Origin of the sequence: Streptomyces sp. HPF1205 (assembly GCF_020400825.1) — a bacterium.
GTDB lineage: Bacteria > Actinomycetota > Actinomycetes > Streptomycetales > Streptomycetaceae > Actinacidiphila.
This window is the reverse complement of sequence record NZ_JAINVH010000035.1, coordinates 16,649-42,509: the sequence shown is the minus strand read 5'-3', so window position 1 is coordinate 42,509 and position 25,861 is coordinate 16,649. Positions and strand designations below refer to the sequence as shown.

Annotated in this window: 18 protein-coding genes; 9 read left to right on the top strand and 9 right to left on the bottom strand. The window is 73.0% G+C overall.

Annotation, left to right across the window (positions count from 1 at the left end; all coding sequences use genetic code 11):
• Positions 1–5: 5 nt before the first annotated feature.
• The 8 genes from K7G61_RS29465 to K7G61_RS29425 all read right to left on the bottom strand — a co-directional run bounded on the left by K7G61_RS29465 (position 6) and on the right by K7G61_RS29425 (position 7,574).
• Positions 6–734 (bottom strand): sulfotransferase family protein, encoded by a 729-nt coding sequence (locus K7G61_RS29465; RefSeq protein ID WP_225850087.1) that lies wholly within the window; start codon positions 732–734, stop codon positions 6–8.
• 28 nt (positions 735–762) lie between these two features.
• Positions 763–1,593: an ABC transporter permease gene (locus tag K7G61_RS29460; RefSeq protein WP_225850085.1), complete on the bottom strand. Its 831-nt coding sequence runs from the start codon at positions 1,591–1,593 to the stop codon at positions 763–765.
• Positions 1,590–2,621, bottom strand: coding sequence for an ATP-binding cassette domain-containing protein (locus K7G61_RS29455; RefSeq protein WP_225850083.1), 1,032 nt, complete (start codon positions 2,619–2,621; stop codon positions 1,590–1,592). Before K7G61_RS29455 ends, K7G61_RS29460 begins: the two co-directional genes overlap by 4 nt.
• A gap of 55 nt (positions 2,622–2,676) precedes the next feature.
• The gene (locus tag K7G61_RS29450) at positions 2,677–3,957 is read right to left on the bottom strand and encodes a cytochrome P450 (protein WP_225850082.1); all 1,281 of its coding nucleotides are present in this window, start codon (positions 3,955–3,957) and stop codon (positions 2,677–2,679) included.
• Between the two features lie 38 nt (positions 3,958–3,995).
• On the bottom strand, positions 3,996–5,036 hold the full coding sequence (locus K7G61_RS29445) for an SRPBCC domain-containing protein (protein WP_225850081.1): 1,041 nt from the start codon (positions 5,034–5,036) through the stop codon (positions 3,996–3,998).
• A gap of 238 nt (positions 5,037–5,274) precedes the next feature.
• The gene (locus tag K7G61_RS36660) at positions 5,275–5,745 is read right to left on the bottom strand and encodes a YdeI/OmpD-associated family protein (RefSeq protein WP_263985017.1); all 471 of its coding nucleotides are present in this window, start codon (positions 5,743–5,745) and stop codon (positions 5,275–5,277) included.
• Between the two features lie 141 nt (positions 5,746–5,886).
• Entirely contained in the window at positions 5,887–6,708 is an 822-nt protein-coding gene (locus K7G61_RS29430; protein WP_225850080.1) for a helix-turn-helix transcriptional regulator, read from the bottom strand.
• Positions 6,705–7,574 carry an SRPBCC domain-containing protein gene (locus K7G61_RS29425; protein ID WP_225850079.1) on the bottom strand — a complete coding sequence of 290 codons (870 nt, stop codon included), beginning with the start codon at positions 7,572–7,574 and terminating at the stop codon, positions 6,705–6,707. Before K7G61_RS29425 ends, K7G61_RS29430 begins: the two co-directional genes overlap by 4 nt.
• Before the next feature lie 107 nt (positions 7,575–7,681).
• On the opposite strand from K7G61_RS29425, the gene K7G61_RS29420 reads away from it, so the two are divergent.
• From K7G61_RS29420 to K7G61_RS29395, 6 genes are all read left to right on the top strand, one after another.
• Positions 7,682–8,992 (top strand): AarF/ABC1/UbiB kinase family protein, encoded by a 1,311-nt coding sequence (locus K7G61_RS29420; protein ID WP_225850078.1) that lies wholly within the window; start codon positions 7,682–7,684, stop codon positions 8,990–8,992.
• A 46-nt stretch (positions 8,993–9,038) separates the two neighbouring features.
• The gene (locus K7G61_RS29415) at positions 9,039–10,361 is read left to right on the top strand and encodes a KR domain-containing protein (RefSeq protein ID WP_225850077.1); all 1,323 of its coding nucleotides are present in this window, start codon (positions 9,039–9,041) and stop codon (positions 10,359–10,361) included.
• A gap of 184 nt (positions 10,362–10,545) precedes the next feature.
• Positions 10,546–11,868 (top strand): HEAT repeat domain-containing protein, encoded by a 1,323-nt coding sequence (locus K7G61_RS29410; protein WP_225850076.1) that lies wholly within the window; start codon positions 10,546–10,548, stop codon positions 11,866–11,868.
• Positions 11,869–11,890: 22 nt separating this feature from the next.
• Complete coding sequence (locus tag K7G61_RS29405) at positions 11,891–12,541, top strand: DUF6073 family protein (protein WP_225850075.1); 651 nt, start codon at positions 11,891–11,893, stop codon at positions 12,539–12,541.
• A gap of 209 nt (positions 12,542–12,750) precedes the next feature.
• Positions 12,751–13,395: a winged helix-turn-helix transcriptional regulator gene (locus K7G61_RS29400; RefSeq protein ID WP_225850074.1), complete on the top strand. Its 645-nt coding sequence runs from the start codon at positions 12,751–12,753 to the stop codon at positions 13,393–13,395.
• Between the two features lie 176 nt (positions 13,396–13,571).
• Entirely contained in the window at positions 13,572–15,203 is a 1,632-nt protein-coding gene (locus tag K7G61_RS29395; protein WP_225850073.1) for an MFS transporter, read from the top strand.
• An 82-nt stretch (positions 15,204–15,285) separates the two neighbouring features.
• On the opposite strand, the gene K7G61_RS29390 is transcribed toward K7G61_RS29395, so the two are convergent.
• Positions 15,286–16,173, bottom strand: a complete 888-nt coding sequence (locus tag K7G61_RS29390; RefSeq protein ID WP_225850072.1) for a helix-turn-helix transcriptional regulator — start codon at positions 16,171–16,173, stop codon at positions 15,286–15,288.
• Between the two features lie 574 nt (positions 16,174–16,747).
• On the opposite strand from K7G61_RS29390, the gene K7G61_RS29385 reads away from it, so the two are divergent.
• Genes K7G61_RS29385 through K7G61_RS29375 form a run of 3 tightly spaced genes read left to right on the top strand, consistent with a single transcriptional unit; the run spans position 16,748 to position 25,859 of the window.
• On the top strand, positions 16,748–18,700 hold the full coding sequence (locus K7G61_RS29385) for a CRTAC1 family protein (protein WP_225850137.1): 1,953 nt from the start codon (positions 16,748–16,750) through the stop codon (positions 18,698–18,700).
• Complete coding sequence (locus K7G61_RS29380; protein ID WP_225850071.1) at positions 18,697–19,674, top strand: enediyne biosynthesis protein; 978 nt, start codon at positions 18,697–18,699, stop codon at positions 19,672–19,674. Before K7G61_RS29385 ends, K7G61_RS29380 begins: the two co-directional genes overlap by 4 nt.
• Complete coding sequence (locus tag K7G61_RS29375; protein WP_225850070.1) at positions 19,671–25,859, top strand: type I polyketide synthase; 6,189 nt, start codon at positions 19,671–19,673, stop codon at positions 25,857–25,859. Before K7G61_RS29380 ends, K7G61_RS29375 begins: the two co-directional genes overlap by 4 nt.
• The last annotated feature ends 2 nt before the right edge of the window (positions 25,860–25,861 follow it).

Here is a 25,861-nt window from a genome sequence, read left to right as displayed (position 1 = left end):
TCGTGTCAGCCCCGCGGCGGCGGGGAGCCGGCGCCCGCGAACGGCCGCAGGACCAGCCTGCGCACCCCGCGGAACACCTGGGCACGGGTGTAGCGCTGCCAGGTCCTGCGGTCGTTCTCGTACGGGAACGGCTGGTCGGGTACGGGTACGCCGAGGAAGGCGCACAGCGGCTCCCAGCCCTGGGACACCCGGTACTCCAGCAGCCGCGCGTCCGGGACGCCGGATCGCACCTGCCCCAGGTGCTCCTCGAACACCTCGACGGCGACCGCCCGGTCGCTGATGGGCCGGTCCCCGAAATGCCGCCGGAAAACACCGTCGAAGACCTGCCGGAAATTGCGCAGCCTTTTGTCGGCGGCCATCAGCGGAATGCGCATGAGCGCGCGCAGAACCGTCCAGTGCGGGCCGGGGCGGTAGGAGATGAATATGGTTCTCGCGCAGCTCGTGTACCACTCCTGCGGGTCACGGGTGGTGAGTATGACCCGGGCCTCCGGATATCGCTCGACGAGTTCGCGCCAGAATGCGGCGGCCGGCCAGTCGACGGTCGACCGGTAGCCCTTGAACACGCGGTCCCAGTCGTCGACGCGCCCTTCCACCGCGGCTTCCCAGTCCGCGAGCCGCTCGGGCTCGCGGAAGATCTCCCTGGTGTGGTAGGTGGGTCCGAATCCGAGGATCTCCAGTGCCTTTTTCAGCGAGGTGGTGCCGGTACGGCCCAGCCCCGCTCCGATGACCTCCACGGCGGCGCGGTCTCCTCCCGGTCGATGGCTATGCGGCCACGGCCCGCCGGAACAAGCGGGTGGCCACGGGCACGAACACCACGAGCAGTCCGGCGGACCACACGACCGACTCCCAGGCCGACGAGCCGGGTGAGCCGCCGTTGAACCAGGCGCGGGCGGCATCGATGGTGAGGGTCACCGGGGTGTGGTCGGCGAACACCCGCAGCCAGCCCGGCATCGCGGGTGTCGGCACGAACGCGGAACTGACGAAGCCCAGCAGGAACAGCCAGGGCATGGACGTGGTCTGCGCCGCCTCGGCGCTGCTGGCCGTGATGCCGATGCAGGCCAGCACCCACGACAGCGCGAAGCCGAACAGCAGCAGCACGCCCGCCCCGGCCAGCGCGTCGCCCACCCCTCCGTGGAAGCGGAAGCCGAACGCGCAGCCGACCGCGCCGGTCACGACCAGGGCGATGATGTTGCGCAGCACCTCGGAGAGGGTCCTGCCGACCAGGACCGACGCGTTGCTCATGGGCAGCGAACGGAACCGGTCCATCATGCCGTTGCGCATGTCCTCGGCGATGCCCACGCACATGCCCGCCATGCCGCCGAACACGATGACCTGCCCGAACACGCCCGGCAGCAGGAACTGCTTGTAGCTGCCGCCGGGGACCTTGATCGCCCCGCCGAACACGTAGGCGAACAGGACGAAGAACATGATCGGCTGCAGGATCGCCGCCATCAGCTGGTCGGGGCGGCGCTGGATGTGCCGGACGTTGCGCAGCGCGAGAAGCCAGGCGTCGGACACGCTCCAGCGCAGGCCGTACCGCGGACGGGGCGCGGGGTGGTCATGCTGGGGGAGGGACGTCGTGGTCGTGGTCATCGGCCGGCTCCGTTCCGGTCGGGGACGGACGGCTTGCCCCGCCGGCCCCGGGCTCTGGTCCCGCGCTCGTTCGCCTCGTCGGCCGCCTCTGCGGCGGTCGCCCCGGTCAGTTCGAGGAAGACGTCGTCGAGCGTGGGGCGGCGCACCGTGTGCACCACGTCGTCGATGCCCGCCTCGTTCAGCTCTCGGGTCATCGTGGCGACCGTGTCGAGACCGCCTTCCAGCCGCAGCGTCAGCTCGGCCCTGGTCCGGTCGCGGAACGGCTCCTTGCCGCCGTGCCCGGCCAGGGCGTCCGCCGCGCGGTCCAGGTCCGCCGGGTCCGCCAGGGTGAAGGTGACCCGGTCGCCGCCGACCTGCTCCTTGAGCTCGGCGGGCGTGCCCTGGGCCACCATCGTGCCCCGGTCGATCACCGTCACCGAGTCGGCCAGCCGGTCGGCCTCCTCCAGGTACTGGGTGGTGAGCAGCAAGGTGGTGCCGTCGCGGACCAGCAGGTCGATCTCCGACCACAGGTCGATCCTGGACCGCAGGTCGAGGCCTGTCGTCGGTTCGTCGAGGAAGAGCACCCTGGGTCTGATCAGCAGGCTGGCCGCCAGGTCGAGCCGGCGGCGCATGCCGCCCGAGTAGGTCTTGACGAGCTGACCCGCCGCCTCGCTCAGGCCCAGGCGCTCCAGCAGGTCGTCCGCCCGCCGGCGGGCGTCCGCACGGCCGATCCGGTACAGCCGCCCGACCAGTTCGAGATTCTCCCGGCCGGTCAGGATGCCGTCCACGGCGGCGAACTGCCCGGTCAGCCCGATCATCGAGCGGACCCTGCGGGGTTCGGCGCCGACGTCGATCCCGCACACCTCGACGCGCCCGGCGTCCGGTCGCAGCAGCGTGGACAGGACGCGGACCGTGGTCGTCTTGCCCGCCCCGTTGGGACCGAGGAGGGCGACGACGGTGCCCGCCTCGGCGGACATCGAAAGACCGTCGAGAACCAGCTTCTTGCCCAGGCGCTTGACCAGCCCCTGGACGAGTATCGATGCAGCCACAGTCGGTAACCTAGCAGTTCCTATCGGAATCTGTAGTGACAGAGTTGAAACCCCGTCACTTCTCCAGCCGTACCATCAGCGACTCGAAGTCCCGCAGCGGCACCGAGCGGCGGCGTCCGGGCGGGCCCGCCGCCACCAGCCCCGGCAGCGCGCGGTGCAGCCTGGGCAGCAGCACCGACATCTCCAGCCTGCTCAGTCCCGCGCCCAGGCAGTAGTGGATGCCGGAACCGAAGCTGAGCGGGACCGTGCCGGTGCGCGCGGGGTCGAAACGGTCCGGCTCCGGGTACACCTCCGGGTCGCGCGAGGCGGCGCCCAGCATCAGCCGCACATGGGAGCCCGCGGGGATCTTCGTCCCGCTCAGCTCCACGTCCTCGGCGGCCACCCGGATACCGGGGGCGACCTGCACCGAGGGGTCGTGGCGCAGGGTCTCGTCGACGAACGCCAGGGCCTCCTTCTCGCCGGCCGCCAGCCACCGCCGGTGCCCGGGCTCGCGGGTGAGGGCCACCACGGCGTTGTCGATGCCGGTCGCGGTGGTCTCGAACCCGGCGGACCACAGCGTGAACAGCAGGGTGCGCAGTTCGCCCGGACCCAGCCGGTCGGCGTCGCCGTCGTGCACGGACACCAGGGCCGAGATCAGGTCGTCGGCGGGCGCACGGCGCCGCTGGGCGACCAACTCGTCGAAGAACGCGCCGAGTTCATGGAAAGCGGCGTCCGCGGCCGCGACGGCCTCAGGACGGGCCGCGGGGTCCACCACGTTCATCATGGCGGGCACCAGGACCGCCAGCCGCTCGCGTTCGGCGTGCGGCACCCCGAGCAGGTCGGACATCACGTGCAGCGGCATCGGAACCGACACCGCGCGGTGCAGGTCCACCGTCTCGCCCGAGCGCAGGCGCTCGGCGAGACCGTCGACCAGCCGGTCGGCGAGTTCCTCGATGCCGCCGCGCAGCCCGCCCACCCGGCGGGCGGTGAACTCGCTGCCCACCAGGCCGCGCAGCCGCGTGTGCTTGGGCGGGTTGCTGCCCACCAGAGACGTCACCAGCACCTCGTACGCCTGGTGGCCGACGCCCTGCGGGAACATCCTGGCCATCTCCTCCTCGGGCACGCCGGGGAAGAGCTCGTGGTGCTTGAGCACATGGGCCACGTCGTCGTAGCGGCTGACCAGGTAGGCGCCGAAGCGGCTGCGGTACACCGGGTGCTCCGCCCGCAGCCGTTCGTAGAGCGGGTACGGGTCGAGGGAGGCCGGGGGGAACATCAGCTGTTCGAGCACGTCCGGTTCCGCGGCCGGGTCCGGCGCCGCCGGCGCCGCGGCAGGGCCGCCTTCGTTGTGCAGGGGCATGGGGCCTCCGCTTTCGTATTCGGGATGCGGCCCGGCGGTCAGGACCAGCCGTGCGGGTGGGAGGACGTCGGCAGGGGACCGACGAGGTTCTGTGCCCTGACCATCGAGTCGCGGAAGAACCCCGCGATGATCCGCCGCTCTTCGCGCTGGACGTCCGCGGGAATGTTCTCCCAGTTGTCCACGAATATCTGGAACAGGCTGCGGTCGAGTCCCGCGGGCTCGATATAGAGCTTTCCGCCGAGTTCCACCGGCCAACTCGCCCGCCGCAGCCCGAATTCCAGCCACGGAAGATACGAGGGGAACTCCTGGTTGGGTTCCACGTGGCGGTGCACGTTCATTTCCACCAGGCCGCTGGCGTCGCCCATGACGAGGGTCAGCTTGCTGCCGGTGGTGAAGTCGCCGTACCGCCGCTGCAGCCAGTACCGCAGCGCCTCCGGCTTGCTGAGGGCGTCCCAGGCGTCGTACGGGGCTGCGGCCAGCTCGATCTGGACGTAGGGGCCCATGCGGCGCCACGGCCAGCGCCAGGTGGTGCCGGTCCTCAGGTAGCCGGCCAGCTGGTCGAGGATGCCGGGCCAGCCGTTGCCGTTCCAGGAGCGCCAGTCCGAAGGCGGGTTGAACGCCTCCTCGGTGGCGGTGATCCGCGTGCCGCCGTCCACGGCCGCCAGCTCCCAGTACACCCGGGTGGCCGGGCCGACCCCGGCCCACCGCCACAGGTGGCGGAACAGGGCGCGGCCGGTGCCGGCCGGCGGCACGACCTCCTCGGTACGGCACTGGAAGAACTCGCCGTCCTCGAAGTCCAGCAGGAAGTCCTCGCCCTTGCGCGCCACCGGGCCGCGGCAGACCGCCAGCCAGTGCCGCAGCGCGTCGGGGGAGGTGAGCGCCTCCCACACCCGCTGCGGCGGCTCGGGCAGCTCGGCGGTGGCGACGATGCGCTCCCAGCGGTCCTGCACGACGGACCGTGCGGGCGAGCTGTTGAGCGTCGGGAAGAGCTGACGGGCGCGGGCCGGCTCGAGGTCGGAGAAGTCGGGCCAGGCGTCGGCCTGGGGGAGGACACCGGGGCTTTCGGTCTCTGCGGTCACGAAACAACCCCCTCGAAAGTGGAAACACCCGGCTTCACGCCTCGGCGGGTGCGTCAATGACGCTACGGCGCGGCCGGAAAAGGGGGCTTCTCGCAGGTTGCCGCATCGACCCGCCCCGGTGTCCGGAGAGGGCCGTCCCACCCGGTCCGGGCAAAGGCGCCCCACCCGGTCCCGCGCAGAGCGGGCCGCTTCGCGCGGGGGAGCGGGCCGGTTCCGCGGACAGCCGGCCGCGACCGGGTCAGCCCTTGAGGGCGCGGCCCTCCGCGAGCATCTCCACGGCCTTCTCCACCCGCCGGGTCCTGGTCTCCGGCCGCTTGGCGGACTCGATCCAGGTGACGTACTCCTTGCGGCGGGAGTAGGAGAAACCGTCGAAGGCCGCCTGCGCCTCGGGCGCCGCGGCCAGCGCGCCGGCCAGGTCCTCGGGGAGCTCGACGACACGGGGAGCGGTGTCCTGGCGCACCACGACGTTCACCGTGTCACCCGCCGTCACGCCGGCCCGGTCCCGAACCGCCTGGTTCACCACCAGGTAGCGGCTGCCCTGCGGACCGGTCATCACCGAGCCGGTGAAGGAGACGCCCTTGATCTCGGCCGCCACCGGGATACGGGCCTTGCCGCCGAGCCGTTCGGCGACCTCGGCGGGAACCGGCACGTACGTCCAGGCGCCGACGCCCTCGCAGACCAGGGTGCCCTGGAACTCCTCGTCGCTCATCGGGTCCTCCGTTCGCTTCGGAAAGAGCGAGTGATCGCACCTTCCGGAGCCTACTCGCAGCCGCGCCCGCTGCCCGGGCACCGCGTCACCCGGCGAGAGCGCGCCGCAAGCCGGCCAGAGGCGGGCGTGCCCTTCAACCCTTCAGCCCTTCAGGCGCGGCCGCCTCTCGGCCAGCACCAGCGGCAGGGCGTACACCAGCGGGGGATCGCTCGGCGCCGGGCGGCGCAGCGTCACCTGGAAGGGGGTGTCCGGCCCGGCGCCGTGGCGGAGCGGGATGGTGGTGCCGCCCACCCGGCGGTTGGCGCCGGTGCTGTCGTCCAGGACGTCCACCACCCGCAGCCCGGCCGGGAACCAGACGGCGAGTATCTGCCACAGGTCCGGCTGCCGGGGGGCGGGCGGCGGCACCGGGAGCACCACCCTGCCGAGCCGGTGGGAGACCGCGCAGCCGGCCGGGGCCCGCTGCGGAACGCCGTGCGGGAACAGCCCGGTCAGGCAGATCCCGTGCTCGTACGGTCCGCTCACGTGGCCGGCCAGCCCCTGCCCCTCGGCGACGGCCGGCCCGGCCGTCCCCTCCGGCAGCAGGTCGCCCATCCGGCACTGCCCGTAGCGCCGGACCAGTGCCTGGTAGCGGCGCGGCGACAGGCCGACGAGCTGGGTGAACTGGGTGGTGAAGGTGCCCAGGCTGGAATAGCCGACGGCCGCGCACACGTCGATGATCCTGGGCGACTCGCGGATGATGAGCCGCTGGGCCTCGGCCATGCGCAGCGCGGCCAGGAACCGGGCGGGCGTCACCGAGGTGACGCTGCGGAAGACCCGGTGGAAGTGGTACGGGCTGAACAGCCCGGCCTCGGCGTGGTCGGTCAGGCACTGCTGGTCGGCGAGGTTGTCCTGCATCCGGGCCACCGCCCGCTCCACCGCGGCCAGTTGGGAGGCCGCCGCGGCCTCCGCCTGTGTGGCGGTCACGCCGCACCGTCCGGGGCGCCGCCGCTGCCCGCGGTCCCCGCGGCGAGCTCGGACGCCGTCCGCAAGGAGGCGATCCAGGTCGCCGCGAAACGGCGGCGCAGCACCATGCCGCCCAGGTCCGGCAGCCCGAGCCCGGTCCAGCCGTCGTGCACGAACTCCAGCCGCGGGCCCCCGAAGCCGTCGCGTACCTCCACCGAGCACCGCGTCGGCCGGTCCGCGCCGGGGATGCGGATCCGGCAGGACAGCCGCACGTCGGGCAGCAGGACCCAGTCGGTGAGCGGGAAGCGCCGCGGCCCGTCGGTGTCCACGATGAAGAACCAGCGCGGTCCGAAGCCGTCGGTCGCCACCGGCAGCCACCGGTACAGGTCCGGCTCGCGCAGCGGCCGGAAGTCCGCGGACGGCAGGGTCACGCTGCCGTCGATGCTGTCGCGCAGGGCGTATCTGCTGCTGCGTCCGGTGCGCAGGTAGCGGTTGAGTCGGGACAGGAAGTCCTGCCAGCCCTCGAGCAGTTCGCGCCGCGTGGTCTGGATGCCGTCCTCCTCCAGGTGCCGGACCCGGACCCGGGTGCCGCCCGGGGTGGGGGCGAGCGTCCACTCGATCAGCGCGGGGTCCTCGATGCCGAGGAAGCGCCAGGTCCAGGAGAGCGCGACCGGTTCCTCCACCCGCAGCGGGCGCAGCGCGAAGAAGTCGCCGTCGCCGAAATCGAGCACGTTGTCCCGGCCCGGGCGCAGCGGGCCGCGAAGGGCACCGAACCACTGCTCCACGAGAACGGGATCGGTGAGCGCCGCCCACACCTCTTCCGGTGGTACGGGGATGTCCGCGCTCGGGACGGATTCCAGCGGCCTCGGCACTCCAGCATCCACCACAGCGACTCCATGCTGCGCGACGGGATTCCAACCGGTGCTATTTCACTACAGATTCGTATAGTGAGAGTTCCTGTGTCAACGCTACGCCGACGTATTCGGGAGTGTCGATGACAGCAACGCGGCATCTGGAATCCCCGACCTTCGTTCCGGTTGCGCCGGTGCGCCTGCGGCACCGGGCCGGCCGGCTGCTGTCCGTGGCACGCACCGTCGCCCGGCACACCGCGGGGGCGGCCGTGGACGCGCTGCCGGGCGTCCGCCGGCGCGCCGCGGGCCCCGCAGAGCCGCGCTGGTCGCGGCTGGTCTCCGACCTCGGGCCCACCTACGTCAAGGGAGCGCAACTGCTCAGCACCCGCAAGGACCTGCTGCCAGAGCGCTGGTGCCGCGCGCTCGGCCGGCTGCACGACCGGGTGGCGCCCATGACGGACCGGCAGCTCGACCTCGCCCTGGCACTGGCCTACCCCTCGTCCCGGCCCTTCCCGTTCGCCGCGTTCGACCGCGAACCGGCCGCCAGCGGCAGCATCGCCTGCGTCTACCGGGCCACCCTGCACGACGGCTCGGCCGTCGCCGTCAAGCTGAGGCGCCCGGGCATCGAGGCTCTGATGCGGGCCGACTTCGCGCTGCTGAGGACCGGCGCCCGATGGGTGCAGCGGGTACCGGCGATGCGCAAGGTGCCGGCCGCGCGGGTGGTCGACCAGCTCGGCGCGGCGCTGCTGCGCCAGCTCGACCTGGCGCTTGAGGCCGACGCGCTGGCCCGGCTGCGGACGAACCTCGCGGACCTGGACTTCGTCCGGATCCCGGACCCGCTGCCGGCCGTGTCCGGCGAAGGCGCGCTGGCCATGGAGTTCCTCGAGCCCCTGGTGCGCTTCGTGCCGGGTGACTTCCGGCGCGAGCCGCGCAGGCAGATCGTCCGCAACGTGCTCCAGTGCGTTTACCGGATGCTGTTCATCGACGGCCTGGTGCACTGCGACATGCACCCGGGGAACCTGTACCTGGACCGGGACGGCTCGGTGGTGCTGCTGGACGCCGGCTTCGTCGTCCAGCTCGAACCCAAGGTGCGGCTGCTGTTCGCCCGGTTCTTCATGAACCTCTCGCTGGGGCGGGCGGCCGAGTGCGCGGAGGTCGTGCTCAGCAGCGCGGAGCACGTACCCCTGGACTGCGACCTGGCCGGCTTCCGGGCGGACATCGAGCGGCTGGTCGACGAGTCCACGGGAAAGACGGCGGGGCAGTTCAGGCTCGCGCCCTTCGCCGCCCGGCTGTTCGACATCCAGCGCAGGTCAGGGGTGGCGGCGGCACCCGAGTTCGTCTTCCCGCTGATGTCCCTGCTGGTCCTGGAAGGCATGATCAACGACTTCGATGTGGACGTGGACTTCCAGGGCGAGGCGATCCCCACCCTTCTGGTGGCGCTCAACCGCTATTGACGCCCGCGCGGCGGGACCCCCGCCGCCGACCGGCCCGGAGGCCACCGTGACACAGCCGATCAGCACCCAGTCCGGGAGCACCCGTGCTTCTTTCGCGAGCCGCCGGCTCGACGTCCATGGCGAGCACCTTGTCACCACCGTTCTGCCGAGCGGGGGCGCGTACGCCTGGGAGGTGTCGGGGGAGGTCGGCTCGCCGCTGGCCGAGGCGGTCCGCGGGGCCTCGGTCCCGGCCTCGCCGCCGGCCCTCGCCGTGGTGCTGGGCCGGGACTACGAACCCGCCGCCGACGCAGCGCTGCTGGACGCCGTGGCCCGCGCGCGGTCCTGCGGTCTGCCGGTCGCCCTGCTGCACGAGGGGGCGGGAGGCGTGAGCCTGCTGCGGGCCGCCGCGCTGGAGGTCCGCGGCCTGCGCTTCGGCTCGGTCGAGGTGGCCGCTCGTACCCCGCGGGCACTTTCCGCGGCTCCCGCCGCGGCCGCCGCCTCGCTGGAGTCGGCGGCTCTCGGCGGACCCGGGCAGCGCCGCGAGGTGCTGGTCGACGCCCGGGGCCGCACCCTCACCGGGCAGTGGCGACCGGTGGAACTGCCCGCTTCGACCCCGCCGTCCACCGCGGGGCGCGCGGCCGCTCCCGTGCTGGTCACCGGCGGGCTCGGCGGACTCGGGCTGCGGGCGGCCGCGGCGGTGGCCGCCGCGGCCGGCGTGCGCGTACTGCTGCTGGACTCGCGCGGGCCCGGCGAACTGACCGCGGGGGAGCAGCGCCTGCTCTCCCGGCTGCGGGCCGGCGCCCGGGCTGGTGCCGACGTCCTCACCGCCGACGTCACCGACCCGCGGGCGGTCGCCCGGGCGCTGGACCGGGCCGGGGGCACGGCACCGTCCGTGCTCGTGCACTGCGCGGGCTCGGTCGCGGGGGGCCTGGTGGCCGACGCGCGGCCGGAGGACCTGGCGCGGCTGCGGGCGGCCAAGTCGCAGGGCCTGCGTACCGTCCTGGCGCACCTCGACCGCGGGGCGCTGCGGTGCCTGGTCGCCTTCGGCTCGGTGACCTCCCGCCGCGTTCACCCGGGCATGGGCGGATACGCGCTGGCCAACGAGGTGCTGCGGCGCACCGCGCTGCGCGTGGCCGGCGGACTGCCCGGCTGCGCCGTGGTGGTCGCGGAGTGGTCGCTGTGGAGCGGCGCGGGCGAGGCCCACCGGATGGGCGTGGTCAAGGACGCGGCCCGGCAGGGGATGCCGGCCGTGCCGCTGCGCCCGGGGATGGACGCGCTGCTGCGGATGCTGCGCCGGCCGGCCGGTCCCGAGCACGCCGCCGCCCTGGTGGTGACGGGTGCGGGGGACCGCGGCTTCCCCGAACCGGGCGCCGCGGCACCGGGGCGGTGAGGTGGGGCGGGGCGGTGGTGGGGCGGGGCGGTGTGGCGGTGATCGGTGCTGCTCGGTGGCGGGGCGCGGTGGCGAAGCGGGGTCGTGAGGCGCCGTCCCTGCCAATCTCGGAGAAGACCCCGGTCCTCGCGGTTGCTTAATTTATCTATAGCTACCAGCCGACGACAGGACAGGAAGGACTGGTATGGCCATCGACTTGTGCCGGAAGTCACCGGCGGCTCTCGCGGATGGCGCGGCGCCCGCGTGGACCGACGCGGTCCCCGACGACGCGGTGCTGCTGGAAGACCTCGGCACGGAGCAGCGCGAGGCCTTGAACTTCGCCTACCGTACGACTCTCAGCCATGTCGACCCGCGCTTCGTGGCCGGCGACCCGGCCGCGTGGGCGAGCGACTTCGGTTACGCGCTCGACCGGGTCGCGATCCGGCTCGACAACCGCAGCAACGAGCAGCTCCGCCGCGCGGCGCTGGAGCACCCGGACCCCGCCATGCGGGAGCAGGCCCTTTTCGAGTACGCCGACCGTGACCACGAGGACGCGATCGAGCTGCTGACGCAGGCCATCCGCCAGGACTCCGACCGCCAGGTCCGCTGGGACTCCCTGTGGGCGATCGAGAAGCTCGGCGGGCCGCAGGCGATCCTGGCGCTGCAGCAGTTCCTGACCGACCCCGACCCGGAGATCGCCGAGTGGGCGAAGCTGTTCATCAGCGAACTGCAGACAGGCGACCCGGCGTTCGACGACCGGCCGGGCAAGTACACCCCGGGCCGGACCTTCGACGAGACCATCTTCCTGCTCATCCACTGCGACCTGTACGTGCGGCTGGACGACTCCAACCAGCACTGGGGCAAGATCTCCCTCGCCCCGCAGGGACTGGCCCGCATCTACGGCCAGGCGCACGCCTGCCCCAACGTGGCCACCCGCGAGCGGCAGCTGGTGATCGCCAAGACCATCTCCGGCCTGCACCCCGACGGTTCGCCGCACGTCGACAACTACCTCTTCCGCGGCTTCACCGACCGCACCCGCCGGGACCGCGGCAACTTCTTCTTCGAGTCGCTGGTGCCGCGGCCCTTCTTCAAGTCGGGGCAGGCCGACGACCCGTCCAAGGGCGTCCGGCAGGCGGACATCGGCTTCGCCCGGTACGGCACCTGGCACCTGGAGCCGAAGTTCGAGGTGCACGAGGAGCCCGCCATCCGCTACGTGCGGGGCCGGTTCCAGGGCTGGGGCCACGTCAACCTGCAGCGCATCGCCGGCCGGTCGCTGGAGGAGATCCTGGTGCCCGGCAACGGAGTGCTGTCCACCCTGCACGACCCCGAGGTCGGGCCCATGACGAACGCGTTCATCCTGGGCACCTTCAAGGGCAAGCTCAACGACTGGGACGGCGACGGGGTCATCGACCTCAACTCGCGCGACGTCTACTCGACGGCCGAGGGCGAGATCGACTCCGACCAGGACGGCATCCCGGACCAGCCCGGCCTCACCTGCTGCGACTGGACGACCCACCAGCACTCCTGACCCCGTATCGGAGAGGAAACCGATGAGCAGTTCGACGACACCGACCACGGTCTACGGTCGGCCGGTGACCACCGACGGCGTGCCCAACCTGTACGCGGGCAGCACCGTCACCCCCTGGCAGCCGCCGGTCCCCGGCATCGACAACCTGGGCATCTCCTCCGTCGACACCTTCGCCGTCCCCGGGGTCGGCGAGTACACCGTGCCGTTCGACGGCTTCGTCCGGGTGGTGCGCTCGGAGCCGACCTCGCAGGAGTGGTCCAACGCCGAGGTCTACACCAACCTGATCGAGATGAAGATGGTGGGGGAGTGCGAGGAGCTGGGCAGGATCACGGTCACGCTCAACCCCTCCTGCCTGTCCGCGGGCCAGATCCGCACCCCGTTCGACCCGTACGCCGGTGAGGGCCCCGCGGCCAAGGCCTGCCGGATGGCGGTCGGCGCGATCTTCGACATGCCGAAGCTCGGCATGAAGCTGATCAACAAGGAGCCGATCATCCTGACGATCGACGACGTGCGCCAGATCCCGCCGGCCGGCTCGCCCGGCAAGGGCCAGATCTACCGGATGCTGCCGCTGCACGACAGCCGCCGGCTGGAGGACGCGCCGGTGGCCTACGTGACCAGCCTGCGCTTCACCATGGGCGGCTACATCTCCCCGGAGAAGATGGCCGCCGTGTGATTCCCGGCCGAACGGCCCCGGCCGCCCGGAAGTGCCCGCCGTGCCGCGCGGGCGCTGCCGGGCGGCCGTTCGCCGTGCCCGGCCGTCCGCAGCCGTACCCCGACGAGTACAGCCGCCCGCAGCCGTTGCCCAGCCGGACGGCCGTACCGCGACTCGGACCGCTATCGGATACTTGAACGACCGAGAGGACCAGCGGAGGCGGATCGCGGATGGCACGAAGGACGTACGGACAGCTCTGCGGCATCGCCTCCGCCCTGGACCTGCTGGGGGAGCGCTGGACGCTGCTGCTGGTCCGTGAACTCCTCACCGGGCCGCAGCGGTTCGGCGAGCTGCTGGCCAACCTGCCGGGGGTCGGGCCGAACCTGCTGTCGGAGCGCCTGCAGGCGCTCACCGCGGACGGGGTGGTGGAGTCCGAGCCGCTCACCGACGACAAGCGGGGCCGCCGTTACCGGTTGACCCCACTCGGGGAGGAACTGCGCGACCCGCTGCTGCAGCTCGGCCGGTGGGGGATGGCCCGGCTGGAACCCGACCGGTTCGTCGAGGCCCGCGCTCACTGGGGTCTGATCGCGGTCGAGGCGATGATGCGCGGGCGCCCGGTCGAGGGGCCCGCGGAGGCGTACGAGTTCCGCATCGACGACCTGGTCTTCCACGTACGGGTGGCGGACGGCGCCGCCACGTTGCACCGTGGCGCCGCGGAGGCTCCCTCGATGGTCGCCACCACGGACTCCCGCACCTTCGTGACCATCGGCGGCGGGCTGGTCACCCCGTTCGAGGCGGTGGCCACAGGGCGCCTGGTGCTGGAGGGCGATCCGGACGCCGTGCTGCGCTGCAGCCGTCTGCTCGGGCTGCTGTGACGTCCGGTCCGCGGCGGATGGGGGCGGTGGAGCGCACGTTGGGAGAAGTGCCGGCCGGCCGCTTCTGACTACGCTCGGCGACTCCGAGGCACCGCACCGTGGTGCGCGGGCCGGCGCCGGACCGCCCAGGACCCGATCGCCGGGCACCTGATGGACCGACGAACACGAGGATGCCCATGCCCAGGTCAGCAGCCGGCGCCAAGGGCGCCCGCACGCAAGGGTTCGAACACCCGGTGGTCTTCTGGACGGGGGCGGTCGCCTGCACCGCCGGCGTCGTCCTCCACCTGCCGATGTACATCGGCGCGCGGCACATGGGTTACCGGCTCAACGGCACGACACCGGACGCGCCGATGATCACGGGAATGGTGGCGATCGCCGTGGGCCTGGCGCTGTGCCTGTACGGCCTGGTGCCCCGGGGCAGCGGCGAGATCAGCCGCACCGCCGGCCGTATCCGGGTGCGCGCCTTGGACGACACCCCGCTCAGGGGCCAGCACGTGGCGCTGCTGGTCGCGATGGCGATCGCGGTGACCATCGACGTGATGAAGCCGACGACGCTGGCCTTCGTCGCCCCCGGTGTCGCCGCCGAGTACGGGCTGAAGTCCCCGGCCCATCCGCACGGCCACATCCCGGTGTCCTGGCTCCCGCTGGTCGGCATCGCCGGGACGGTCATCGGCTCGTGGGTGTGGGGCTCGCTGGGCGACCGCATCGGACGCAGGGCCTCCATCCTCCTCGCGGGGATGCTGTTCGTGACCACCTCCGTCTGCGGGGCGATGCCCGGCTTCACCTGGAACCTCGTGATGTGCTTCGCGATGGGCGTCGGTGTGGGCGGGATGCTGCCCATCACCTTCGCGCTGCTGGCCGAGACGATCCCGGCCCGGCACCGCGGCTGGCTGATGGTGCTCATCGGCGGCGACGTCGCCGGGGCCTACGTGATCACCAGCTGGCTGTCCGGATGGCTGGTGCCCACCTACAGCTGGCGCATCCTGTGGCTGCTCGGCCTGCCGACCGGGCTGCTGCTGATCGCGCTCAACCACTGGATCCCCGAGTCCCCCCGCTTCCTGCTGGCCCGCGGCCGCGGGGAGGAGGCCGCGGCGGTGATGGCGCGGTACGGCGCCGCCGCGCGGCGGCAGGATCCGGCCGAGGTGGAGGTGGAGCGGGCCTACGAACGGGGCGGCTACCTCACGCTGCTGCGCCGGCCGCTGGTGGCCCCGACCGCGGCGATCACCGTACTGGGCCTGGGCGCCGGGCTGGTGACCTACGGCTTCCAGCTGTGGGTGCCCACAAACCTCCGCGCGCTGGGCTACTCGGCGGTCGGCTCCGACTACGTGGTGCGCAACGCGGCCCTGCTCGGCCTGCCGCTGACGGTGCTGACCGCGTGGATGTACGGGGTGTGGGGCAGCCGCAGGACCATCGTCACGGTCAGCGGGCTGACCGGGCTGAGCCTGCTCGGCTTCGTGGGAACCGGCGGCTCGCTGGCCCACCACCACACCGTGCTGTCGCTGCTGCTGGTGGTGCCGCTGTCCGGCGTCAGCTCGGTCGTCGCGGTCGTGGCCGGCTACGCGGCCGAGGTGTACCCGACCCTCGTGCGCTCCCGGGGCACCGGCCTGGCCGCGGGCATGACCAAGGCCGGCGGGGTGCTGATCCTGGCGCTGACCGTCGCCGCGGCCACCGTGCCGTCCATCACCGCGACGGCGGTCATCGGCGCCGTGCCGCTGCTGCTGGCCGCGGTGGTCTTCGTGTGGGTCGGGCCCGAGACCGGCGGCCGTGAACTGGAGGACATTACCAGGGAGGTGCTGTCCGCACCGTGACGGGCGACCCGTCCGGCTCCGGTCGCCCGATGCGGACCGCGACCGGAGCCGGGCGGACCGCGCGTCCCGGGGCGGGACCGGCTCAGCGGCCGGCGGTCGGCGCGGTCAACGCCGGCTGCGGCACCCGCCAGCTGTCGAGTTCCGGCAGCGCCAGCAGGATGGGCAGGTCGAAGCACCCCGGCTCGCGGGCGGTCAGCTCGACGTCGAGGACCTGCCCCTTGCGCACCGTCACGGGCTGACCCTCGCCCACGCACAGCGGGCGGCGGCGCCACGGCCGGGGATCGATGTCCCGCAGCGCCACCGCGACCATCCGCAGATGCCAGGTGCCCTCGGGCAGGGAGTGCAGCAGGTACTCGCCCGACGTGTCGAGCACGTCGCAGGCGATCGGCCACCCCTCCACGATCGGGTCCTTGAACGCCGCCACGTAGATGCGGCTCGGCAGTTCGGGCGTGGGGACGCTGACCGAGCCCTGTACGGCGCCGAACTGCGGGTGGGGCAGCGGCGGCGGCTCGGGCGGCGGCAGGTCCGGGTAGCCGGACAGGGCCAGGGCGCGGAAGCGGGTCGGGGACAGCCCGACGCTGCGGGTGAAGCGGCTGGTGAAGGTACCCAGGCTGTTGTAGCCGACCAGGTAGGAGATCTCCGTGACGTTCAGCGACGTCTTCAGGAGCAGGTGCTTCGCCTGGTAGAGCCGGACGACTGACAGGAAGCGGCCCGGAGAAGTACCGGTCAGTTTCCTGAAGACCCGGGAGAAATAGAATTTGCTCAGGATCGCGGTATCCGCGATATCATCGAGTGTCAGCGGTTCGCTGTAGCGAGCCCATATGGTTTCAACGGCACGTTCGACGGCAGCCTGCAAAGGATCTCCCATCCGGTGCAGCAGCATTGCAAACGAGCGGTGAATCGGCATGGCAAACTCAAGAATGGACTGGTTTCGCATGCCGAATCGAGGGTCCGGTCGCGCGGGGATCATGGCCGGAAAATACCCAGAATTTGCGACTTTGCACGAGCCTAACAGTGAGTGGCCATGGTCACAACACCTGCGGCCGGATCCCGAAATGATCACGAGTGGTTGGGGCGGCGGCTGCGTGGTGGCTGAAAGAGGACGGTGGCGATCATGTCGCGGGACCTCCGCTGACGGTCCCTCAATCCTCCCTGTGCTGCGCCGAGCGTGGCCGCCGGCCACCCCGCTTGGCGGACCGGGTGGACCGTATGGGCAGGCCACCGCGGGCGCCGGCGGCCGCGCACCGGCAAAGCGGGAATCGGACCTGCCTGTCGTAATGCCGGTACGCCGACCGCCGGGTAACCCGAATGCGATGATCGCGGGACACCGGCGCTCATAGGGCGGTGGGCAACATGGGAGAAGCCGGGGCTCCCGGGCTGCTGCATACTCGACAAATCCCGGCAATTGAGCATTGCCCGGGGCCGTGCCCTCGCGCCGGTCGCGTGCCGTACTTTTGCCGACGGCACCTCGCTCTGCTTCTTCCCCCGCCGTGGACCGGTGTAGAGAGAGGAATGTTGTGGCGTACTCGGATCGCGTGCGCAAAATGGTACCCGGCCTGGTGACGATTCTCATAGCGGTGTCGGTGTTCTTCGCCGTCAGGACCTCGGTCGCGGTGGCCGGAGGTGACCGGGCGGCGGCCCGGTACACGTTCCGGCAGATGCCGATCACGATGCCCCCCGGCTATGACTCCCAGCACATGAATTCGGTCCGCGAAGTGAACCCCGCCTACCGCAGGATCCGGTCGTGGATCTCCTCGGTCGGCGCCAGCATCGCGATCAACGACCTCACCGGCCACGGCGTGGCCGACGGCATGTGCATCGTGGACACGCGCACCAACCAGGTCGTCGTCACCTGGACCCCCACCGCGCGGGCCGCGGACCGCTTCACACCCTTCGTCCTCGACGCGGCCCCGCTGCCGATGGACGACGCCATGGCGCCCACCGGCTGCACACCGGGCGACTTCAACGGCGACGGCCGGATGGACCTGCTCGTCACGTACTGGGGCCGCACCCCCGTGCTCTTCATGGCGAAGTCCACCGCCCCCACGCTGTCGCCCACCGCGTACCTGCCCAGGGAACTGGTGCCCGAGCAGTCCCCCGACGGCCGCTACCACGGCCCGCGGTGGAACACCGACGCCGCCTACGTCGCCGACCTGGACGGCAGCGGCCACCCCTCGGTCATCATCGGCAACTACTTCCCCGATTCCGACGTCCTCGACCCGCACGGGCTGAAGAACGTGGTGATGAACGACTCCCTGTCCAGCGCGAAGAACGCCGGCGGCGACCGGGTCCTGCGCTGGTACGGCGCCACCTCCGGCGCGCGGCCCGACGCCGTCTTCGTGGAGGACAGGAACGCCCTTCCCCTCACGGCCTCGACGGGCTGGACCCTGGCCATCTCCGGCGCCGACCTGACCGGTGACGGCCTGCCGGACGTCTACATCGCCAACGACTTCGGCCACGACCACCTGCTGCACAACCGGTCCACCCCGGGACACATCCGCTTCACCGAGGCCACCGGCTCGCGCACGCCCGACACCCCCAAGTCGTTCGTGCTCGGGAAGGACTCCTTCAAGGGCATGGGCGTCGACTTCGGGGACGTCGACGGCACCGGCAGGTTCGACATCATGGTCAGCAACATCACCGTCCAGTGGGGGCTGCAGGAGAGCAACTTCCTGTGGAAGAACCAGGCCAAGGACGGGGCCGACATGAGCCGGCGGCTCGACAGCGGAGACGCCCCCTTCACCCAGCAGGCCGAGCAGCGGGGCCTGGCCTGGACCGGATGGTGCTGGGACACCAAGATGGGCGACTTCCTCAACGACGGCACCCAGGACGTGCTGCAGGCCGACGGCTTCGTCAAGGGCAGCATCGACCGCTGGGCCTGGCTGCAGGAACTGGCCATGTCCAACGACAACCTGCTGTCCAACCCGGCGATGTGGCCGAACTTCCAGCCCGGCGACGACATCGCCGGCCACGAGTCGCTCGCCTTCTACGCCCGGACCGCCGGCGGCAAGTACGTCAACGTCAGCAAGCAGCTGGGCCTGGCCGTGCCCACCCCGACCCGGGGCATCGCCACCGGCGACACCACGGGCACCGGCGCCCTCGACTTCGCCGTGGCCCGGCAGTGGGGGCCGCCGGCCTTCTACGCCAACAAGTCCGCCGCCCTCGGCCACTCCCTCGACCTGCGGCTCTACCGCCCCGCCGGCGCCGGCGGGGGCGCACCCGACCTGGCCGCGCCCGGCTCACCCGCCTACGGGGCCACCGTGCGCATCACCACCCCGGCCGGCCGACAGGTCTCCCAGCTCGACGGAGGCGGCGGCCACGGCGGTTACCGCAGCTTCGGTGTGCACTTCGGCCTCGGCGGCTACGACGGGCCGGTGACCGCGCAGCTCACCTGGCGGGACAGCGACGGCGGACTGCACCGGCAGACCGAGCAACTGTCCCCCGGCACGCACTCGCTGATGCTCACCGCGAAGGCACAGGAGGTTCCGAGCCGATGACGTCCGCCCACACCGCCGCGACCGCGAAGGCCCCCGTACGCGACCCGCGCTACCTCGCCCTGCGCAACTTCGCGGTGTCGATCTCGGTCTTCAACATCCTCGGCTACGCGGTGCTCGGCTTCGAGCAGCCGTGGCTGTGGCCGATCCTCGCGGTGCTCACCGGGTACGCCACCGAACTGGCCCTGGAGGTCGTCAGCGCCTGGTCGCAGCGCCGCGGCGCCCGCTTCCTCGGCGCCGGCCCGCGCGGGTTCATCGTGTTCCTGCTGCCCAGCCACATCACCGCACTGGCGGTGAACATGCTGCTCTACGTCAACAACCAGGTCTCGGCGATGCTGTTCGCGGTGTTCGTCGGTGTCGCGGGCAAACACGTCCTGCAGGCGCCGGTGGCCGGCCGCATGCGGCACTACATGAACCCGTCGAACTTCGGCATCGTCGTCGCGCTGCTGTGCTTCAGCCGGTGGATCAGCATCGCCCCGCCGTACGAGTTCACCGAGAACGCCAACACGCTGTTCCGGGTCTTCGTCCCCTTGGTCCTGGTGACCTCGGGCACGGTGATCAACGGGGTGCTGACCAAGCGCATACCGCTGATCCTCGGCTGGGTGGGCGGCTTCGTCATCCAGGCGTTCCTGCGGCACTGGATCTGGCACGTCGCGCTGATGGGCGCGCTCGGCCCGATGACCGGCGTCGCGTTCGCGCTGTACACGAACTACATGATCACCGACCCGGGCACCACGCCGGTCAAGGCACGCAACCAGTTCATGTTCGGCTCCTCGGTCGCCGTGGCCTACGGCGTGCTGATGCTCTGCAACGTCGTCTACACCCTGTTCTTCGCCACCGTCGTGGTGTGCGGGCTGCGCGGCGCCGGCCTGTGGGGCATCCACCTCGTGCGGCGCGCGCAGTCCCGCCGGGCCGGCTCCCGGGCCCCGGACGCGCCGGTGGGCGAACGGCCCGGCAGCGAGGCGGTGGCCGCGTGAGCGCGCCGGCCGGCGAGCGGATCGCCGTGGTGGGCCTGGCCTGCCGCTACCCCGACGCCGACTCGCCGCAGGAGCTGTGGCGCAACGTCCTGGCCGGACGCCGTGCCTTCCGCCGCCTTCCCGACGAGCGGCTGCGCAGGGAGGACTACTGGTCCGCCGACCCCTCCGCCACCGACCGCACGTACGCCGCCAAAGCCGCCGTCCTCGAGGGCTTCGAGTTCGACCGGGTCGCCTACCGCGTCGCGGGCAGCACCTTCCGGGCCACCGACATGACCCACTGGCTCGCCCTGGACACCGCCGCCCGCGCGCTCGAGGACGCCGGATTCCCGGCCGGCCGCGGCCTGCCCGCCACCAGCACGGGCGTCATCGTCGGCAACACCCTGACCGGGGAGTTCACCCGGGCGGGCACGATGCGGCTGCGCTGGCCCTACGTCCGCCGCACCGTGGGCGCCGCGCTGCGCGGCCACGGCTGGGACGACACGCGACTGGGGCTCTTCCTGGACGAGCTGGAGGAGCGGTACAAGGCCCCGTTCCCGCCGATGGACGAGGACAGCCTCGCGGGCGGCCTCAGCAACACCATCGCCGGGCGCATCTGCAACCACTTCGACCTCCAGGGCGGCGGCTTCACCGTCGACGGCGCGTGCTCCTCCTCGCTGCTGTCCGTCGCCACCGCCTGCGACGCGCTGGCCGACGGGCGGATGGACGTCGCGGTCGCGGGCGGCGTGGACCTGAGCCTCGACCCCTTCGAACTGGTCGGGTTCGCCCGCACCGGCGCCCTGGCCACCGGCGAGATGCGCGTCTACGACCGCGACTCCAGCGGCTTCTGGCCAGGCGAGGGCTGCGGCATGGTCGTCCTGATGCGCACGCCCGACGCCGTACGGCAGGGCAGGACCGTCCACGCCGAGATCGCCGGCTGGGGCTACTCCTCCGACGGAGCCGGCAGCATCACCCGCCCCAGGGCGAGCGGCCACCGGCTGGCGCTGCTGCGGGCGTACGCGCGGGCCGGCTTCGGCCCGGACTCCGTCGGCTACTTCGAGGGCCACGGCACCGGCACGGCCGTGGGCGACGCCACGGAACTGCGGGTCATCGCCGACATCCGCCACGAGTTCGACCCCGACGCGGCACCCGCCGCGATCAGCACCGTGAAGGGCAACCTCGGCCACACCAAGGCCGCCGCGGGCGTCGCCGGGCTGATCAAGGCGGTCCTCGCGGTGCGCCACCAGGTGATCCCGCCCGCCACCGGGCACGCCAGGCCGCACCCCGAACTCACCGCGGCACACCCCGCGTTACGGGTGCCCGACCGGCCCGAGCTGTGGCCGGAGCGGCTGCCGGTACGGGCCGGCGTGTCCGCCCTCGGCTTCGGCGGCATCAACGCGCACGTGGTGCTGCAAGGCGCGGACGGAAACCCGCGCAGGACCACGCTCGGCCCCACGACCCGCGGCCTGGCCGCCTCCCGACAGGACGTGGAACTGCTGCTGCTCGACGCGGACAGCCCGGCGCAGCTGCGCGCGCGGGCCGCCGATCTCGCCGCCCTCAGCGCCCGGCTCTGCGAGGCCGAGGTCGCCGACCTGGCCGCCGCCTTGGAGCGCGAACTGGCCGGCCGCCCCGTACGCGCCGCGGTCCTGGCCGCCTCCCCGGAACAGTCCGAGCAGCGCCTGAACCGGCTCGCCGCCCTCCTCGACAGCGGGACCAGGTCGGCGCTGGACGGCGCGGGAGGCGTGTTCCTCGGCGGGAACGGCCGCGCGCCCCGGATCGGCCTGCTCTTCCCCGGCCAGGGCACCGGCCACTCCGACGGCGGCGGCGCGCTGCGGCGCCGCTTCCCGCAAGTGGCCGACGTGTACCGGGACCTCGCCCCCGCCACGGGAACCGACCCGGTGGCCACCTCGCGCGCCCAGCCCCGGATCGTCGCGGACAGTGCGGCCGGGCTGCGGATGCTGGCCGCCTTCGGCATCGAGGCGTCGGTCGCGGCCGGGCACAGCCTCGGCGAGATCACCGCCCTGCACTGGGCCGGCGCCATGGACGAGGCCGCGCTGCTGCGCATCGCCACCGAGCGCGGCCGGATCATGGAGCGCGGCGGCGCCGGGAACGGGACGATGGCCAGCATCGGGGCCGCCCCGCAGGACGTGGAGCCGTTGCTGCACGGCGAGCCCGTGGTCGTCGCCGGCTACAACAGCCCGCGCCAGACCGTCGTGTCGGGACCGGTGGACGCGGTACGCCGGGTCCGCGCCGCCGCGGCGGCCCGCGGACTGGACGCGGCACCGCTGCGGGTCTCGCACGCCTTCCATTCGCCCGCGGTCGCGCCGGCCGCCGCGGCCTTCGCCGACCGGCTGGCCACCGAGCGGTTCGCCCCCCTGGCCCGCCCGATGGTCTCCAGCGTCACCGGCGGCACACTGCCCGCCCGTACCGACGTCCCCGGCCTGCTCTCCCGGCAGATGCTCGCGCCGGTGCGCTTCACCGAGGCGGTACGGACGATGGCGGCGGACACGGACCTGTTCGTCGAGACGGGACCCGGCCGCGTCCTGAGCGGGCTCGCGGCTGACATCGCGCCTTCCGTGCCGGCCGTCTCCATGGAGACCGGAAGCCCTTCGCTCGCCGGGCTGTTCCGCACGCTGGCGGCCGCGTACGTGCTCGGTGCCCCCCTCCGGCACGCGGAGCTGTTCCGCGGCAGGTTCACCAGGCCTCTGCCCCTGGACAAGGAGTTCCGCTTCCTGGCGAACCCTTGCGAGTCCGTGCCCGGGGGCCTGCCGGCGACGGGCACGCAGGGACCCGCGGCGCACTCCCCGGCGACCGGCGCCGCCCCCGCCGCGACGCCCGCGCCGGACGGCGCCCGGCAGGGCACACCCGCCCCCGGCACCGGGGACACGCGGCGGGACGCCGTGCCAGCCGGTGCACCGGGCGACCCCGCGCGGCCGGACCAGGACGGCGGCACGCGGACCGCTCCCGCCGAGCAGGACAGCCTCAGCGTCCTGCTCCGCCTGGCCGCCGACCACGCGGAACTCCCGCACTCGGCCATCGCCCCCGACGCCCGGCCGCTGGACGACCTCCACCTCAGCTCCATCACCGTCGGCCGGATCGTCAACGAAGCCTGCGCGGAGCTGGACCTGGGCGTCCCCGAGGTCACCACCGCCTTCGCCACCGCCACCCTCGCCGAACTGGCCGAACTGCTGGACGACCTGGCGGCCGCCCCGCAACAGGCCGCGCCCCCGGTCCCGCCCGGAGTCGCGCCCTGGGTGCGGGCGTTCACCGTGGACCTGGTCCCGGCCGCGCCGGGTCCCCCCGTACACCCCTGCGCCCCCGGCGAATGGCGGCTGTTCACCGAGGAACCGCATCCGCTGGCGGCCCCGCTGGCCGAGGCGCTGCGGGCGGCCCGCCTCGGCGACGGCGTGCTGCTGTGCCTGCCGGCCGAATGCGACGAGAGCCACGTACCGCTCATGCTGGCCGCCGCCCGCGCGGCCCTCGAACACCCCGGCTCCGACGGCGGGCCGCCCGTACGCTTCGTGGCCGTCGGCGGCCGGCGCGGCGCGGCCGGCCTCGCCAGGACCCTGCGCCTGGAGGCCCCGCACCTCGCCACCACGGTGATCACGCTGCCGCTGCCGCGCGAACTGCCGCCCGCGCGGGCCCGTGAACTGACCGCCCGCCTGGTAGCCGACGTGGCGGCCACGGAGACCTTCAGCGAGGTCCGCTACGGCGGCGACGGCACGCGGCTCACGCCCGTGCTGAAGCCGCTGCCTCCTGCCGCGGGATCCACCGGCGGGTCCGGCGGCGCGTCCACCGGCGGATCCGGCAGCGCGACCGGCGACGCGACCGGCGCCGTACCGAGCGGCGCGTCCGGCGGCGGGTCCGCACTTCCGCTGGGCCGCGACGACGTCGTCCTCGTGACCGGCGGCGGCAAGGGCATCACCGCCGAGTGCGCCCTGATGCTGGGGACCGAGACCGGCGCCGCGCTCGCGCTGATCGGCCGCTCCGACCCGGCGCGGGACCCCGAACTGGCCGCCAACCTGGAACGCATGGCCGCCGCGGGCCTGGCCTTCGGCTACTTCCGCGCCGACCTCACCGCCCCTGAGCAGGTGAAGGCCGCCGTGGGCGAGGCCGAGACCGCGCTCGGCCCGGTGACGGCCGTGCTGCACGGCGCGGGCCGCAACGTACCGCAGCCGCTGACCCGCCTCGACGAGTCGTCCTTCCGGCATACCCTCGCCACCAAGGTCACCGGCCTGGAGACGGTGCTGGCCGCGACCGACGCGTCGGCGCTGCGGCTGTTGGTCACGTTCGGCAGCATCATCGGGCGGGCGGGCCTGCCCGGCGAGGCCGACTACGCCACGGCCAACGACTGGCTCACCGACCTCACCGAGCGGGTCGGCGAGGAGTACGGCTGCCGCTGCCTGGCCCTGGAGTGGTCGGTGTGGTCGGGCAGCGGGATGGGCGAACGCCTGGGTGTGGTCGAGTCGCTGGTCCGCGAGGGCATCGACCCGATCCCCACCGACGAGGGCGTCGCGATGCTGCGCCACCTGCTGGCCGAACCGGCGACCCCCGCCGCGGTCGTCGTCGCGGGGCGTACGGGGGCGCTGCCGACGCTCACCTTCGACGGGCCGGAACCGCCGCTGCTGCGGTTCACCGACCGGATCGCGGTGCACTACCCCGGTGTCGAACTCGTGGCCGAATCGGTGCTGTCGGTGACCGGCGACCCCTACCTGGCCGACCACCGGCTGGACGGGGATCTGCTCTTCCCCGCCGTCATGGGCATGGAGGCGATGTCCCAGGCCGCAGCGGCGCTGACCGGCCGCGACGAGGCTCCGGCCCTCGAGGAGCTGGAGTTCCTGCGGCCGATCGTCGTCCCGGAGGACGGGCGGACCACCATCAGGGTGGCCGCCCTGGTCACCGCGCCCGGCACCGTACGGCTGGTCGTCCGCAGCAGCGAGACCGGTTTCCTGGCCGACCACTTCCGCGCCACCGCCCGCTACGGCCTCGCGCCGCCGGACGGCGGGCCACCGCGCCCGGTCGCGGCGGACATGCCTCACCGGGGCGGGGCCGATACGCCTCACCCGGTCGCGGTAGGCGAGCCCCACACGGCCGCGGCGGGCGCGCCGCGGCTGCCGCTGGATCCGGCCACCGAGCTCTACGGCACGCTGCTCTTCCAGGGCACGCGCTTCCAGCGGCTACTGGGCTACCGGGCCCTGAGCGCCCGCAGTTGCGTCGCGGAGCTCTCGGGGACCGCCGGCCGGCCCTGGTTCGCCGGCTATCTGCCGGCCGGCCTGGTGCTGTCCGATCCCGGCGCGCACGACGCGATGATGCACGCCGTGCAGGTCTGCGTCCCCGACGCGACCCTGCTCCCGGTGAGCCTGGAACGCCTCCACACCGCTGGGCGCACTCGCCCGGCCGCCGGCGGCCCCCTGACGGTCCATGCCGCCGAACGGTCCAGGTCCGGCGACTCCTACGTCTACGACCTCGACATCCGCGACGCGACGGGGACCCTGGTCGAGCGGTGGACGGGCCTGTGCCTGCGGGCGGTGCGCAAGAGCGACGGCCGCGGCCCGTGGCCGCCCGCGCTGCTCGGCGCTTACCTGGAACGCCACGCGGAACCGGCGCTCGGCGCCCAGGTCCGCTGCGTCGTCCTGCCCGACGAGGGCGGCGCGCCGCGAGGAACGCGGGCCCGCAGGGAACGGACCGCGGCGGCCGTGGCCTGGGCGGCGAACAGGCCGGTGACCGTGCGGTACCGCCCCGACGGGCGGCCGGAACCGGCCGACGGCCGGCGGATGTCGGCCTCGCACGGCGCGGGCGTCACCCTCGCGGTGCTGGGCGAGCCCGCGGTGCCCGCCCAGGTGGCCTGCGACGTGGAACCGGTCCTGCCGCGTACGGACCAGGAGTGGCGCGGGCTGCTCGGCGCGGACGGGCCGGCCCTTGTCCGCGCGGTCGCGGCCGCCCTCGCGGAGGACCCGGACGTCGCGGCCACCCGGGTGTGGAGCGCGATCGAGTGCGTACGCAAGCTGGGGCGGGTCCGGGTGGACCTGACGCTCGCCGACGGCACCGGCGCCGCGGACGGCCGCTGGGCGGTCTTCCGGAGCGGCGGCGCGCGGATCGCCACCTTCGCCACCACCCTGTCCGGCGCCGACGGGCCCGTGGTGTTCGCCCTGACGAGGGAGACGACGGAGACGACGCAGACGACGCAGACGACGGAAGGAGCGCAGTGACG